The sequence below is a fragment of the Microbacterium sp. P2_F9 genome (assembly GCF_056403635.1).
In genome coordinates this window covers 1-12,955 of record NZ_JBFUFC010000029.1, presented here as the reverse complement: position 1 = coordinate 12,955, position 12,955 = coordinate 1, and the positions used below count along the sequence as shown (strand labels likewise).

The following is a 12,955-nucleotide window of genomic DNA, read 5'->3' as shown; positions in this document are numbered from 1 at the left end:
GCGACAGTCCCCCGCGCCGGAAATCACTCGCGGAGGGACGGATGCCGCTCCTGCGGTGCGCGATGCGGCGGGATGAACAGCGCCACCGCGAAGGCGACGATCGCCGCGAACCCGCCGAGGATGAACGACACGTGGAACGCGGTCGGAGAGGGCACCTGAGTGTCGCCCTGGGCGATCGTGAAGGTCGCCAGCACCGCGCCGATGACGGCCGCCGCCGAGCTCGTGCCGAGCGAGCGGAACAGCGCGTTGAGGCCGTTCGAAGCGCCGGTCTCGGACTGCGGCACCGAGCGCATGATGAGCATCGGCATCGCCGCGTAGCCGAGCCCGATGCCGATGCCGATGATGAAGTTCGCCACCAGGATCTGCCACACCTCGGTGGAGAAGAGCAGCGTGAAGCTGTACGCGACGATCAGCGCGACCGCGCCGCCGACGAGCAGCACCTTAGGACCGATCGTGCGGGCGAGCCGACCGGAGAACGGCGAGAGCACCATCATCACGATCCCGGCGGGCATGATCACCAGGCTCGCGGCCAGGAGCGACAGCCCGAACCCGCCCACCGCGATTGGCAGCTCGAGCATCTGGGGGTAGGCGACGTTCGATGCGAACAGCGAGAACCCCATCGCGATCGAGGCGATGTTGGTGAGCAGCACCGGCCGCCGGGCGGCGACGCGCAGGTCGAGCAGCGGCTCGGCGATCCGCAGCTCGTACCAGCCCCATACGAGCAGCACCGCAAGGCCGCCGAGCCCGCAGAGGAGCACGGGCGCCGACGTCCAGCCCCACACGTTGCCGCGCGAGATCGCGAGCAGGATGCCGACGAGACCGATCGCGAGACCGGTCGCGCCGATGAAGTCGAACTTTCCCGCCGTGCGCAGCACACTCTCCGGCACGATCCACACCACGAGCAGGAACACCACGACGCCGAGTCCTGCGGCGACCCAGAACAGCACGTGCCAGTCGGCGTACTGCGTGATGAGGGCGCTGATCGGCAGGCCCAGCGCGCCCCCGACGCCGAGCGTCGCGCTGATCAGGGCGATCGCCGAGTCGACGCGGTCTTCGTGCAGGACGTCCCGAAGGATCGAGATGCCGAGCGGGATGACGCCGGTCACGGCGCCTTGGAAGGTGCGACCGATGACGACGCCGACGATGCCGGGCGAGATCGCGGCGATGACCGAGCCGAACACCATGAGTGCGAGCAGCGCCAGCACGACGCGCCGCTTGCCGTACATATCGCCGAGGCGCCCTGAGATCGGGGTGATGACCGCGGCCGCCAGCAGGGTCGAGGTGACGACCCACGCGGTGTCCTCACGACTCGCGTTCAGCAGTTCGGGGAGCCGCGCTTGGATCGGCACGACGAGCGTGAACATGAACGACGAGGCCAGCCCTGCAACGGCCAGGACCGCGACGATGGCGCCCTGCCGAGGCATCCGGGTGAGTCGCCTGCGTGCGTTCTCGTCCCCTGGAGCCATCGCTCCAGGCTATCGGCGCGCTGGAGGGGCACGGGTCGCACGGGCGCGGCAGGGGTCGCGGGGGCCCCAGTTGTAGGGTGGGCGCATGCCCGACCCGCACGTCGACACGCCCCCCGGCATCCAGATCCGCACGCTCGACACGGTCGACGAGGCCTTCGCCGCCGCGGCGGTGCTGCGCGACGTGTGGGGCGGTGACCGCGGCGGGATGCCGCCGAATCTGGTCGCCGCGCTTGCTTATTCGGGCAACTACGTCGTCGGCCTCTACGACGGCGACCGGATCATCGGAGCCTCGGTCGGGTTCTTCGGCCCTCCGGCCACCCGGTCGATGCACTCGCACATCACCGGCGTCCTGCCCGAGTACCAGCGTCATGGCCTCGGGCGCCTGCTCAAGCAGCACCAGCGCGAGTGGGCCTTCGCGCGCGAAGTCGGCCACATCACGTGGACCTTCGACCCGCTCGTGGCACGCAACGCCCACTTCAACCTGCGGGTGCTCGGCACGCGCTTCACGGACTACTTCGTCAACCGCTACGGCCCCATGGACGACGGAGTCAACCGCGGCGACGAGTCCGACCGCATCCTCGTCACGTGGTCGCTGGCCTCGCCGCCCGTGCCGACGCCGTCCGACGACCTGGTGGTCGCGACCGTAGCGGTGCCCCACGACATCGAGGCGCTGCGTCGGGAATCGCCGACGGATGCCGCGGGCTGGCGCGTGCGCGTCCGCGAGGGCTTCCTCGGCCACCGCGAAGCGGGTCTGACCGTCGGCGGGTTCGACGACGAACGGGGCTATCTGTTCGTGCGCGCGTCCTGAGCCGGGGCGGAGGGATCCTGCCGACCGGTCAGGAAAGGTGCCATTCTCCGAGGATCGGAGGAGTCGCGGCATCCGCCCGTCCTAGGCTCGAGCGCATGGCCAGCCCGGACTTTCGCGCCCACTTCGACTTCGACCTGTCGTTCGCCAACGGGGGTGAGCTGAGCGGCACCGCGTTCCGCCTCGATGTGCCGAGCGCCGACCTCGACGAGGCCGCGATCGGCCGGCTGCTCGTGCAGCACCTCGGGCTCGCGCTCGTCGACGACGTGCAGCTGCGGGGGCTGCGGATCGTCGAGGAGCCGCACCGCGGCAGCCGGGGCATCGCCGTGACGCCGGAGACGGAGGGGACGGATGCCGCGACCCAGACCCGCATCGTCGACCTCAGCCACCCGATCCGGGCGGGGCTCGTGACGTATCCGGGGCTGCCCGCACCGACCATCACGCCGCATCTCACCCGCGAGGATTCGCGAGCGAAGTACGCGCCCGGCACCGAGTTCGCGATGGACGTCATCACGATGATCGGCAACACCGGCACCTACCTCGACTCGCCCTTCCACCGCTACGCCGAGGGACCCGACCTCGCGGGCCTCGACCTCTCGACCCTCGTCGGGCTGCGCGCCGAGGTCTTCCACCTCGAAGACGCATGGACCCCGGAGCGGCGCGGCATCCGTCCCGAGACCCTCGCCGATCGCGAGGTGCGCGGGTCGGCGGTGCTGCTGCACACCGGGTTCGACCGCTGGTTCGGTCAGCCCGATTACGCGAAGGGCGCTCCGTTCCTGACGGCCGAGGGTGCGCAGCACCTGATCGACGCCGGGGTCGTGCTCGTGGGCATCGACTCGCTGAACATCGACGACACCGAGTCGGGCGGCGAGCGTCCCGCGCACTCGCTGCTGCTCGCCGCCGGGGTGCACGTGGTCGAGCACCTGACCAATCTCGGCGCGCTCCCCCCGCAGGGCGCCCGGTTCACCGCCGCCCCTCCCGCGGTCGAGGACTTCGGCACGTTCCCGGTGCGCGCCTTCGCCGAGCTCGCCGGCTGAGGTATCTGAGTCGCCCCTCTCGCCTCCTCCACTCCAGGAGGACATCATGCGAGAGAACATCGAGACCCGGATCGCCGAATGGCGCTACGTGCTGCTGCACCGGCACACGCTGGCGTGGCGGCGCCACCAGCCGCGCGCGGCACGCGCATCGTTCCTCGCGGTCCCCGAGCCTCCGCGGGCCGGCATCTTCGCGCACTGACCCGGAGCATGGCCGGTACCCTGGCCCCGTGATCCCGGACGACTGGACCCCGCATCGCCGCGACGACGGCGAGCTGCTCGGCTGGATCCGGCCAGCGTCCGAAGCCGTCGGCGCCGACCAGTGGATCGCGGTCGACCTGCTCGGGCGCGCGGCATCCGATGTCCTCGACTGGCTCGACGCCGAAGCGGTGCTCGATGCCCGCGGACTCTCCTGGCTCGCGGAGATCTGGATGCTGGAGCGCCCGGACGCCGAGCCGCTCCGGGTGAAGCTGGTCGAGGTGAGCCCGCCGCGTCGCGCCGACGCGGGACGGGTCGTGATCCAGACCGACGACTTCGGGGCGATCGACGTGCCGGTGCAGCGTTTCGAACTGCCGTGGCCCGCGCCCGCGACGCTGCGGCCGCGGCGCGACGGAGAGTCCGGCGCGTCGCCCTGGGGGTGAGTCCGTCACAGAGCGTCAACCCCCGTGACGATTCGCGCCTCCCGCGCTTGACTGGACGCATGACGATCCACGACAAGGCACGGCGCCTCCTCGACCTGCACGAAGCCCCTGAGCTCCTCACCGTCGTGAACGTGTGGGACCCGATCTCGGCGAAGGTCGTCGCCGGCGAGCCGGGCACCCAGGCGCTCGCCACGGCGAGCCACTCCATCGCCGCGAGCTTCGGCTACGAGGACGGCGAGCAGATCCCGCTCGACCTGCACCTCGACGCCATCCAGCGCATCGTGCAGGCCACCGACCTGCCGGTGTCCGCCGACCTGGAAGCCGGCTACGGCGACATCGGCGAGACGATCCGCCGCGCGATCAACGTGGGCGTCGTCGGCGCGAACATCGAAGACCAGCTGAAGCCCCTCGACGAAGCCGTCCGCGGTGTCGAGGCGGCGCTCGCCGCCGGCGAGTCCGAGGGCATCCGGTTCGTGCTCAACGCCCGCACCGACGCGTTCGTCCGCGGGCGCGACCGCACGCCGGAGGAGAATCTCGCGGATGCCGTGACCCGCGGTCAGGCTTACATCGAGGCCGGCGCACCCGTGGTGTTCGTGCCGGGCAAGCTCGACGAGGAGCAGATCCGCACGCTCGTCGAGGCCTTCGGTCCGCGCAAGCTCTCGGTCATCGGGGCAGGGGGCCCTTCGCTCGCGAAGCTCGAGGAACTCGGCGTCGCGCGCGTCTCGTACGGCCCGGCGCCGCAGCGGGTCGCGCTCACGGCGCTGCAGGACCTCGTGCGCGCCATTCACGCCGGGGGCGGCATCCCGGCCGGCACTCGCGCCCTGAACTGACCGGCGCACGGGCCGGGCGTAGCCTGAGCGCATGCCCATCGCCCGAGCCGCGGCATCCGTGACCCTTGAAGGTTTCGAGCTGCGGGTGCTGCAGATCCCGCTCGTCTCGCCGTTCACGACCTCTTTCGGCACCGAGACGGTGCGCGAGGTGATCGTGGTGCGCGCGCTGACCGCCGACGGCGACGGCTGGGGCGAGATCGTGACGGGCGAGTCGCCGCTGTACTCCAGCGAGTACACGCAGGGAGCATGGGATGTCGCGACCCGCTGGCTCATCCCGGCGCTTCTCGATCGCCCCGCGCTCGCGCCCGAGGACGTCGCGGGCGTGCTGCATCCGTTCGTCGGTCATCGCATGGCCAAGGCGGGGCTCGAACTGGCCGTGCTCGACGCGGCGCTGCGCGCCGAAGGCCGCCCGCTCGGTGAATACCTCGGCGCGGTCCACGACCGGGTGCCGAGCGGCGTGAGCGTCGGGATCCAGCGCGACCCGGCTGCGCTCGTGGAGGTGATCCGCGGGTACCTCGACGAGGGCTACGTGCGGATCAAGATCAAGATCAAACCCGGACGCGATATCGGCGACACCGCGGCCGTCCGCGAGGCATTCGGCGCCATCCCCCTCCAGGTCGACGCCAACTCCGCCTACACGCTCGCCGACATCGAGACGCTCGTCGAGCTCGATCGCTTCGACCTCCTCCTCATCGAGCAGCCCCTGCAGGAGGACGACATCGTCGACCATGCCACCCTCGCCCGCCACCTGACGACGCCGGTCTGCCTCGACGAGTCGATCACGTCGGTCAAGGCCGCCCGGGATGCGCTCGCGCTGGGCGCGGCATCCGTCATCAACATCAAGGCGGGCCGAGTCGGCGGCTACCTCGAAGCCGTGCGCATCCACGATCTGTGCCGGGATGCCGCGATCCCGGTCTGGTGCGGCGGCATGCTCGAGACCGGCATCGGGCGTGCGGCGAACGCCGCGCTGGCAGCCCTGCCGGGCTTCACGCTCCCGGGGGATGTGTCGGCGTCGAGCCGGTTCTACCACCGCGACATCGTGACCGAGCCGGCCGTGCTCGAGGACGGGCATGTGCGGGTGCCGACCGGCCCCGGGCTCGGCGTCGAGATCGACCAGGTCGCGCTCGACGACTTCACGGCCCTGCGGGTGCTGGTGCGGCGGTAGCGCGTGCGGCGGCGAATCGGAGTCTCGGCGGCGGTCGCGCTTGTCCTCGTGCTGGCCGGCTGTGCCGCGAATGCTCCGGATGCCGCGCCCTCCGGCCGAGCGACGGCGCTGCCCGATGGGGTCACGGTCGCCTTCGTGCAGCTGAGGTCGGACGTCGCCGCCCGCCAGGCGAATGTCGAGATCGTCAACGGCACGGACGACGTGCTCACGATCGGATCGGTTCGGGTGGCGGACCCGCGGTTCGACGGCCCCGCGGTGCGGGTGGTCGAGCGCGACAGCCGGGTCGCCGCCGGCAGCACCGTGGACATCCGGGTGCAGCTGCCCGCGGCCGCCTGCGCGGGTGCCGGGGTGGACGCGGATGCCGATGCCGAGGCATCCGTCACGTTCGACTATTCGACCGGCGGCGAAAGCGTCGAGGTGACGGCGCCGCTCCCCGATCCCGTCGGATTCGTGGCGCCGCTGCACGAGCGCGAGTGCCGTGCGGCGCTGCTCGCGAAGGCCGCGGACCTCGCCTTCACCGGATTCACGCCGTCGCCGGCGGGCACGCCGGCCTCGCTCGAACTCACGATCCGGCCCACCGGTGCGGCAGGAGCCGTGATCCGCGGCATCCAGACGACCAACCTGCTCACGTTCGGGCAGGGGGCCGGCGACACGGCCGACACGCACACCCTCGACCTCGAGGTCAGCGCTGCCGACACCGACGCCGTGGTGGTGTCGCTCCCGCTCGTGCCGCTGCGCTGCGATCCGCACGCGGTGCAGGAGGACAAGCGCGGCACGATCTTCACGCTCGCGGTCGAAGTGGAGGGCGATCCGGGCGAGATCGAGCTCGCCGCGCCCGCGGACCTGCGCGGCAGGATCCTCACCTGGGTCGCCGCCTGGTGCGGCTTCGGCGGCTGACCGAGCCGGTCGCTGAGCTTGTCGAAGCGTCCGGCGCTGCGCATCGGACCCTTCGACTGGCTCAGGGACCGATGCTCCGCTCGCACCGGCCACGACGGATCCCGTGCCCGCCGCGGACCTGCGGGATTTACGCTGTACGCATGGCTCCCGGCCGACCTTCCACTTCCACCCGTCCGACCCGCTCCTCGTCGTCAGGATCGCATCGGCGCTCCCTGGCCGTGGGAGCCGTGATCGCGGCCGCGCTCCTGTCGCTGACCGGATGCTTCGGCTCGGACGCCGAGCCCGACACGGTGGGCGGCGGAGACTTCGCCGACGACGGCTGCACCAACGTCGTGGTCGCGACATCCTCCGAGAAGGTCAACATGCTCGACGCCCTGGCGAAGGCATTCAAGGGGTCGCCGGAGGCGGCGGCCCTGGACACCTGCGCGACGGTGCGCCCCATCAACGTGTCCTCCGGTGAGGCGACGCGGATCCTCACTGCCGGCGGCGACTGGCCGGATGAGAACGAGCGACGGTGGCCGAGTCTCTGGTCACCGGCCTCGACCGTGTGGACCGAACGGGTCGCGGCTGCGGCCTCGCCCGCCCTCGTCGGCGAGCCGGTGTCGTTCACCCACACGCCGGTCGTGTTCGGTGTGCCCGAGACCATGGCGCGCGCGCTCGGCTGGCCCGGCGCCGAGATCGGGATCTCCGACTTCGAGCGCCTGTGCTCCGACCCGGCCGGCTGGGGGAGCGTCGGCAAGCCGCTGTGGGGCTCGTTCAAGATCTCCAAGACCAACCCGAACACCTCGACCACGGGGCTCTCGGCGATCCTCATGCAGTCGTACGAGGCCTCCGGCAAGACCGCCGACCTCACCACCGACGACGTCGCGGCGGCAGAGGACTTCTCGCGCGTGTTCGAAGAGTGCGTGATCCACTACGGCGACACCACCGGCAAGGTGCTGGCCACCCTCTACGACGAGACGCAGAACGGCGCCGGCGGCTCCGGATACGTCTCCGCGGTCGCACTGGAAGAGACCTCGCTGCTGAACTACAACCAGGGCAACCCCGACTCGCACACCGTGCAGCCCGGCGAGAAGCTGACCCCGCCGAAGGAGAAGCTCGTCGCGGTCTACCCCTCGGGCGGCTCGATGTGGTCGGACAACCCCGTCACGGTCCTCGGCGCCGACTGGGTCACCGCCGAGCAGGCGACCGCCGGCGCGGCGTTCGTCGCCTTCCTGCAGACGGAGGCGGCGCAGGAGATCCTTCCCGAGTACGGCTTCCGCCCGCTCGACGAGTCGGTGCCGCTCGGCGACCTGTTCACCGAGGCCTATGGCGTCGACCCGGCCAAGCCGGCCGTGACGCTCCCGCGCCCCGAGGTCGACGTGGTGTCCGCGGCGATCGACCAGTGGACGCAGATCCGCAAGCCCTCCTCCGTGCTCGAAGTGGTCGATGTGTCCGGATCGATGGACGACCCGATCGGCGATGGCCGGTCCAAGCTCGACGGTGCGATCGAGGGCGCGCAGTCGACCCTCGGGCACTTCCGCTCGACCGACGAGGTCGGCATCTGGATCTTCACGACCGGCATGTCCTCGCCCGAGGGCGAGGGCATCTCCGTGCTCCGCGAGGTCTCGCCCCTCGCCTCGGACGGCGAGGCGCTGCGGAGCTCGCTCGACGACCTCCGCTTCGTCAACCGGCAGGGCACTCCGCTGTACGACGCCGTCGCCGCGGCCTACGACGAGATGATCAAGCGCGCCGAACCCGGTCGCATCAACGCCATCGTGGTGCTCTCCGACGGGCAGGACACCGACTCGAAGATCTCGCTGGACTCCCTCGTCGCGAAGATCGGCAAGTCCGCCCGCGAAGGTGATGAAGCCGCTCCGGTCCGGGTGTTCCCGATCGCGTATGGCGAAGGGGCGGACACCGGAGCGCTGCAGCGCATCGCCGAAGCCACCGGCGGCCAGTGGTTCGACGCGTCGGACCCTGCGCGCATCGACCTCGTGTTCGCCTCCGTCATCAACAACTTCTAGGCGGCTGGCGACCGATGGAGCTTGTCACCGCTTCCGCGGGGTACGTGGACGACGCCGTCGCCGCACTCCAGAGCGACAACGTGTACGTCTCCCCTGAGGTGAGCGGATCGGCTGAGCTCACCGCCCAGCTCGAGCAGCAGGTGACGGATGCCTCGATCGCGGTTGTGGTCTTCTCCGACAATGCGAGCCTCGAGGGCTCCGGCCCGGAGATCGTCGCGGAGATCGCGGCCAAGACCCAGTACGACACGATCATCGTCGCCGTCGGCGACGATCTGCTGGCAGGTTCCCACGTCMTCCCCGAGGGCGAGGCACTGCGGATCGCGAACGAGGCGGAGAACGCGACCGACACCCTGGAAGCGGGGCTGACGCAGACCGTGCAGGGCGTGGTCGCGGCATCCGATTCCGCGCCCCCACCGGCCGATGCCGGTGTCGGCGGCGGCGTGGTCGTCGCCCTCGCGATCGTGGTCGCTGCGCTGCTGGCCGCCGGGATCGGCGTGGTCGCCATCGTGCGCTCGCGGAATTCCCGCGCCGACCGGCGGCTGCCCGAGTCGTTGCGCACGCGCGTGATCGCCCTGCAGACGCTCGCCGGCGAGTACGCCGCCGTCGGTTCGGCGGGCAACCCGGTCGCCRCACAGACCGGCCAGGAGATCGCCGTCATCGCCGGCAATGTCACCGAGCTGTTCACCCGGCTCGACAAGCGCAGCGGCGCCGACCAGCGGGGGATCGCCGCCGTCGAGTACGACGACAAGCTGCGCAAGCTCTCGGCGGCGCTCGATCGCGACTACCTCCTCGACATCCTCACCCACCCCCACCTCTGGGACGACCCCGACGAKCGGGTGCTCGAGGTGCGCGGCGCGCTCTCGGCCGTCTCGGACGAGCTCGTGGGCAACATCAAGCAGGTCAACGCCAGCCGGGGGCTGCACTTCCAGGTGTCGCTCGACGGGCTGATCGGGCGGCGCAAGGAGCTGCAGGAGTGGGACCGGGCGTTCGGGCAGGCCTCCGACTCCGACCCCCAGCCGCAGTAGGCCCGACCTCAGGGGGTCGAGTACGCCGGCGATCGCGCCTATCCTTCAGAGGTGACTTCCCCGAACTATCCCCCGTACGGCCCTCCGCAGCCGGTCCCGACGATGAGCCCGGCCGACGAGAAGCTGTGGGCGACGCTCATCCAGCTGGGCGGGCTGTTCTTCGGCTTCCTCGCCCCACTGGTCKGGTATCTGGTGCTCAAGGATCGCGGGCCGTTCGTCCGCGGCTACGCCGCCACCGCACTGAACTTCCAGCTCACCCTGCTGATCGTGAGCTTCGTCGGCGGCCTCCTCACCGTCGTGCTGATCGGGTTCGTGATCCTCTTCGCGGCCTGGCTGGCCGGCGTCGTCTTCTCGATCATCGCTGCAGTGAAGGCGAACCGGGGCGAGTGGTACCAGTACCCCGCCACGATCCGCTTCGTCAGCTGACCGCGGTGGCACCCTGAGCCCCTCGGCTCGCTCAGGGTGCTCGGATTCCGCTGGGTAGACTGGACGGATGCCGCGAGTCCGCGGCATCCCGCGATTTCCGCGCCTCCCACCCGACCATTGGAGCCACCGTGGCCGAGCAGTCCCGCCTCGACAAAGTCATCGCCCTCGCCCGCCACCGCGGGTTCGTCTTCCAGGCGGGAGACATCTACGGCGGATCCCGCTCGGCGTGGGACTACGGCCCCCTCGGGACCGAGCTGAAGGAGAACATCCGCCGCCAGTGGTGGCAGACGTTCGTGCGCGGCCGGGGCGACATGGTCGGCCTCGACTCCTCGGTGATCCTGCCGAAGCGCGTGTGGGAGGCATCCGGTCACGTCGCGACGTTCACCGACCCGCTCGTGGAGTGCCTGAGCTGCCACAAGCGGTTCCGCGGCGACACCCTCGTCGAGGACTTCGAGGCCCGCAAGGGTCGCACCGCCGAGAACGGACTCGGGGATGTCCCGTGCCCGAACTGCGGCACCAAGGGTCAGTGGACCGAGCCCAAGGCGTTCTCCGGCCTGATGAAGACCTACCTCGGCGTCGTCGACGACGAGTCCGGCCTGAACTACCTGCGCCCGGAGACGGCGCAGGGCATCTTCGTCAACTTCGCGAACGTCGTCACGGCCGCACGCAAGAAGCCGCCGTTCGGCGTCGGCCAGGTCGGCAAGGCATTCCGCAACGAGATCACGCCGGGCAACTTCATCTTCCGCACGCGCGAGTTCGAGCAGATGGAGATCGAGTTCTTCACGCCCCCCGCCGAAGCCGGCGAGTGGTTCGACCACTGGGTCGAGGCGTGCTGGAACTGGTTCATCGACCTCGGCATCGACCCGGGCAACCTGCGGCGCTTCGACGTGCCCGAGCACGAGCGGGCGCACTACTCCGCCGGCACGATCGACGTCGAGTACCGCTTCGGGTTCCCCGGCAAGGAGTGGGGCGAGCTCATGGGTGTCGCCAACCGCACCGACTTCGACCTGAAGAGCCACATGGATGCCTCGGGCCAGAGCCTCGCCTATTTCGATCAGGCCAGCGGCGAGAAGTACCTCCCGTACGTCATCGAGCCCTCGTTCGGACTCACCCGCGCGATGATGGCGTTCCTCGTGGACGCCTACCGCGAGGAGGAGGCGCCCAACGCCAAGGGCGGCACCGACACCCGCACCGTGCTCGCGCTCGACCCGCGCATCGCACCGGTCAAGGTCGCGGTGCTGCCGCTGTCGCGCAACGAGAGCCTCTCGCCCATCGCGCGCGGCCTCGCTGATGACCTGCGCGCAATGAGCTGGAACACCGACTTCGACGATGCCGGCGCCATCGGCCGCCGCTACCGCCGCCAGGACGAGATCGGCACGCCGTTCTGCGTCACGGTCGACTTCGACTCGCTCGAGGACCGCGCCGTCACCGTGCGCGATCGCGACACGATGAACCAGGAGCGCATCCCGCTCGACGGCCTTCAGACCTACCTCGCCGAGCGCCTCAAGGGCGCATAGCTCCCCGCCAGCCGAGGAGATTCGCACTTCGGAGGACGAATTCCCCTCGGATCGTCCTCAGTACTCGAGATCTCCTCGGAACGGATGCCGCGACAGCGGCGCCGTCAGCGCGGAGTGCGCTGGGGCGCGAGCCCCTGGTGCACGACGATCCCGCCGGATGCCTGGGCCGCCGCCTCGAGGATCGCGACGCCGATCGCACCATGCGGCTGCCACGGCGTGTAGGCGTCGGTCCACCAGGACGTGCCGGCAGGCGGTGTGACGCCGGGGAGTAGCCGCTCCACCTCGTCGAGACGGGGCAGCAGCCGTGGCCGCAGCACCGACAGCACCACGTCGTCGCCGGCGACGATCTGAAGCACAGCGCCCTCATCGAGCACGCGGGCCTCGAACGCCTCGACGTCCGCGCCGAGCTTCTGCGACCGCACAGCTTCGGCCGCGGCCACGACGGCGTCGCCGCTGAGCGGCGTTTGTGTCAGCGCGACGCTGCTGCGAGGCATCCGTTACTCCCGTCTCACACGCCGAGTTCGCTGAGTCGTCGTTGACGTCAACCGTGGAAGGTGATGTAGCCCCACCGCCAGACGAGGGCGTCGATCGCGCGATCGTCCAGATGGGGGAGCAGCTCCCGGTGCTTGGCGATGACCGCACCCTTCACCTCGCTGCGGTCGCTCTCATCGACGACGATCGAGTCGGAAACCTTCAGGACCGCCTTCACCGCGGCGATGACTTCGTCGAAGCGCTCTGGATCGAGCGCGAACACGGCAGCCTCGTCGGCGGTCGGGATCTTGCGGGTTCCGCGACCGGTGAATGCGACGATCGCCTCGGCGAGAAGCTCGCCAGACGGTCGGTCAGCGTCGGTAGACATAGAGAACATCTCCTGTTTGCGCATCGATGACGGTCACGGACGTCACATTCGGATTGTCGATCAGGGTCGGCAGCTCGACCTCGTTCCACACCGACTGCTCGCGCACGTCGCCCAAGAACGCCCGGACGTCTCCCGATGCGTTCTGCGCGAGAGACTCCGACACGGCCCGCCAGGTGGCCTCGGTAGCCGGGTCGTACCAGTCATCCGGCATGTCGTCGAGCAGTCCCTGTCGCTCGAGCAGCTGCTCGAGCGTCGATCCGTGCGTGCGCGAGGTGAGGTCCGCC

15 protein-coding genes are annotated in these 12,955 nt (G+C 70.3%); 11 read left to right on the top strand and 4 right to left on the bottom strand.

Annotated features, from left to right (window positions below; translation table 11 throughout):
* Positions 1 to 23: 23 nt before the first annotated feature.
* Positions 24 to 1,424 carry an MFS transporter gene (locus AC1DVT_RS05035; RefSeq protein WP_477387070.1) on the bottom strand — a complete coding sequence of 467 codons (1,401 nt, stop codon included), beginning with the start codon at positions 1,422 to 1,424 and terminating at the stop codon, positions 24 to 26.
* A gap of 127 nt (positions 1,425 to 1,551) precedes the next feature.
* On the opposite strand from AC1DVT_RS05035, the gene AC1DVT_RS05030 reads away from it, so the two are divergent.
* From AC1DVT_RS05030 to AC1DVT_RS04980, 11 genes are all read left to right on the top strand, one after another.
* A complete protein-coding gene (locus AC1DVT_RS05030; protein WP_477387045.1) occupies positions 1,552 to 2,274 on the top strand; it encodes a GNAT family N-acetyltransferase in 723 nt (240 codons plus the stop codon).
* 95 nt (positions 2,275 to 2,369) lie between these two features.
* Positions 2,370 to 3,308: a cyclase family protein gene (locus AC1DVT_RS05025; RefSeq protein WP_477387043.1), complete on the top strand. Its 939-nt coding sequence runs from the start codon at positions 2,370 to 2,372 to the stop codon at positions 3,306 to 3,308.
* Positions 3,309 to 3,354: 46 nt separating this feature from the next.
* Positions 3,355 to 3,507, top strand: coding sequence for a hypothetical protein (locus AC1DVT_RS05020; protein WP_457099512.1), 153 nt, complete (start codon positions 3,355 to 3,357; stop codon positions 3,505 to 3,507).
* A 28-nt stretch (positions 3,508 to 3,535) separates the two neighbouring features.
* Complete coding sequence (locus AC1DVT_RS05015; protein WP_477387041.1) at positions 3,536 to 3,946, top strand: hypothetical protein; 411 nt, start codon at positions 3,536 to 3,538, stop codon at positions 3,944 to 3,946.
* Positions 3,947 to 4,005: 59 nt separating this feature from the next.
* Positions 4,006 to 4,776: an isocitrate lyase/PEP mutase family protein gene (locus tag AC1DVT_RS05010; protein ID WP_477387039.1), complete on the top strand. Its 771-nt coding sequence runs from the start codon at positions 4,006 to 4,008 to the stop codon at positions 4,774 to 4,776.
* A gap of 31 nt (positions 4,777 to 4,807) precedes the next feature.
* A complete protein-coding gene (gene menC / locus AC1DVT_RS05005) occupies positions 4,808 to 5,941 on the top strand; it encodes an o-succinylbenzoate synthase (protein ID WP_477387037.1) in 1,134 nt (377 codons plus the stop codon).
* A gap of 3 nt (positions 5,942 to 5,944) precedes the next feature.
* Positions 5,945 to 6,838, top strand: coding sequence for a hypothetical protein (locus AC1DVT_RS05000; RefSeq protein WP_477387035.1), 894 nt, complete (start codon positions 5,945 to 5,947; stop codon positions 6,836 to 6,838).
* A 140-nt stretch (positions 6,839 to 6,978) separates the two neighbouring features.
* A complete protein-coding gene (locus AC1DVT_RS04995) occupies positions 6,979 to 8,844 on the top strand; it encodes a substrate-binding and vWA domain-containing protein (RefSeq protein ID WP_477387033.1) in 1,866 nt (621 codons plus the stop codon).
* 14 nt (positions 8,845 to 8,858) lie between these two features.
* Entirely contained in the window at positions 8,859 to 9,869 is a 1,011-nt protein-coding gene (locus AC1DVT_RS04990) for a hypothetical protein (protein WP_477387031.1), read from the top strand.
* A gap of 51 nt (positions 9,870 to 9,920) precedes the next feature.
* Positions 9,921 to 10,295 carry a DUF4870 domain-containing protein gene (locus AC1DVT_RS04985; RefSeq protein WP_477387029.1) on the top strand — a complete coding sequence of 125 codons (375 nt, stop codon included), beginning with the start codon at positions 9,921 to 9,923 and terminating at the stop codon, positions 10,293 to 10,295.
* Between the two features lie 128 nt (positions 10,296 to 10,423).
* On the top strand, positions 10,424 to 11,812 hold the full coding sequence (locus AC1DVT_RS04980) for a glycine--tRNA ligase (protein ID WP_477387027.1): 1,389 nt from the start codon (positions 10,424 to 10,426) through the stop codon (positions 11,810 to 11,812).
* Between the two features lie 104 nt (positions 11,813 to 11,916).
* Here the strand turns inward: AC1DVT_RS04980 and AC1DVT_RS04975 are convergent, their stop codons facing one another.
* From AC1DVT_RS04975 to AC1DVT_RS04965, 3 genes are all read right to left on the bottom strand, one after another.
* On the bottom strand, positions 11,917 to 12,306 hold the full coding sequence (locus AC1DVT_RS04975; protein ID WP_477387025.1) for a hypothetical protein: 390 nt from the start codon (positions 12,304 to 12,306) through the stop codon (positions 11,917 to 11,919).
* 47 nt (positions 12,307 to 12,353) lie between these two features.
* The gene (locus AC1DVT_RS04970) at positions 12,354 to 12,671 is read right to left on the bottom strand and encodes a hypothetical protein (RefSeq protein ID WP_477387024.1); all 318 of its coding nucleotides are present in this window, start codon (positions 12,669 to 12,671) and stop codon (positions 12,354 to 12,356) included.
* Positions 12,655 to 12,955: hypothetical protein (locus AC1DVT_RS04965; protein ID WP_477387022.1), on the bottom strand; the 301-nt coding region annotated here is incomplete at its 5' end. The genes AC1DVT_RS04965 and AC1DVT_RS04970, both read right to left, overlap by 17 nt.

Bases quoted from the DNA above. Each gene is read 5' to 3' on its own strand.
- AC1DVT_RS05035 (WP_477387070.1), bottom strand. From the start codon at position 1,424: ATGCCTCGGCAGGGCGCCATCGTCGCGGTCCTGGCCGTTGCAGGGCTG.
- AC1DVT_RS05030 (WP_477387045.1), top strand. From the start codon at position 1,552: ATGCCCGACCCGCACGTCGACACGCCCCCCGGCATCCAGATCCGCACG.
- AC1DVT_RS05025 (WP_477387043.1), top strand. From the start codon at position 2,370: ATGGCCAGCCCGGACTTTCGCGCCCACTTCGACTTCGACCTGTCGTTC.
- AC1DVT_RS05020 (WP_457099512.1), top strand. From the start codon at position 3,355: ATGCGAGAGAACATCGAGACCCGGATCGCCGAATGGCGCTACGTGCTG.
- AC1DVT_RS05010 (WP_477387039.1), top strand. From the start codon at position 4,006: ATGACGATCCACGACAAGGCACGGCGCCTCCTCGACCTGCACGAAGCC.
- menC (WP_477387037.1), top strand. From the start codon at position 4,808: ATGCCCATCGCCCGAGCCGCGGCATCCGTGACCCTTGAAGGTTTCGAG.
- AC1DVT_RS04995 (WP_477387033.1), top strand. From the start codon at position 6,979: ATGGCTCCCGGCCGACCTTCCACTTCCACCCGTCCGACCCGCTCCTCG.
- AC1DVT_RS04975 (WP_477387025.1), bottom strand. From the start codon at position 12,306: ATGCCTCGCAGCAGCGTCGCGCTGACACAAACGCCGCTCAGCGGCGAC.
- AC1DVT_RS04970 (WP_477387024.1), bottom strand. From the start codon at position 12,671: ATGTCTACCGACGCTGACCGACCGTCTGGCGAGCTTCTCGCCGAGGCG.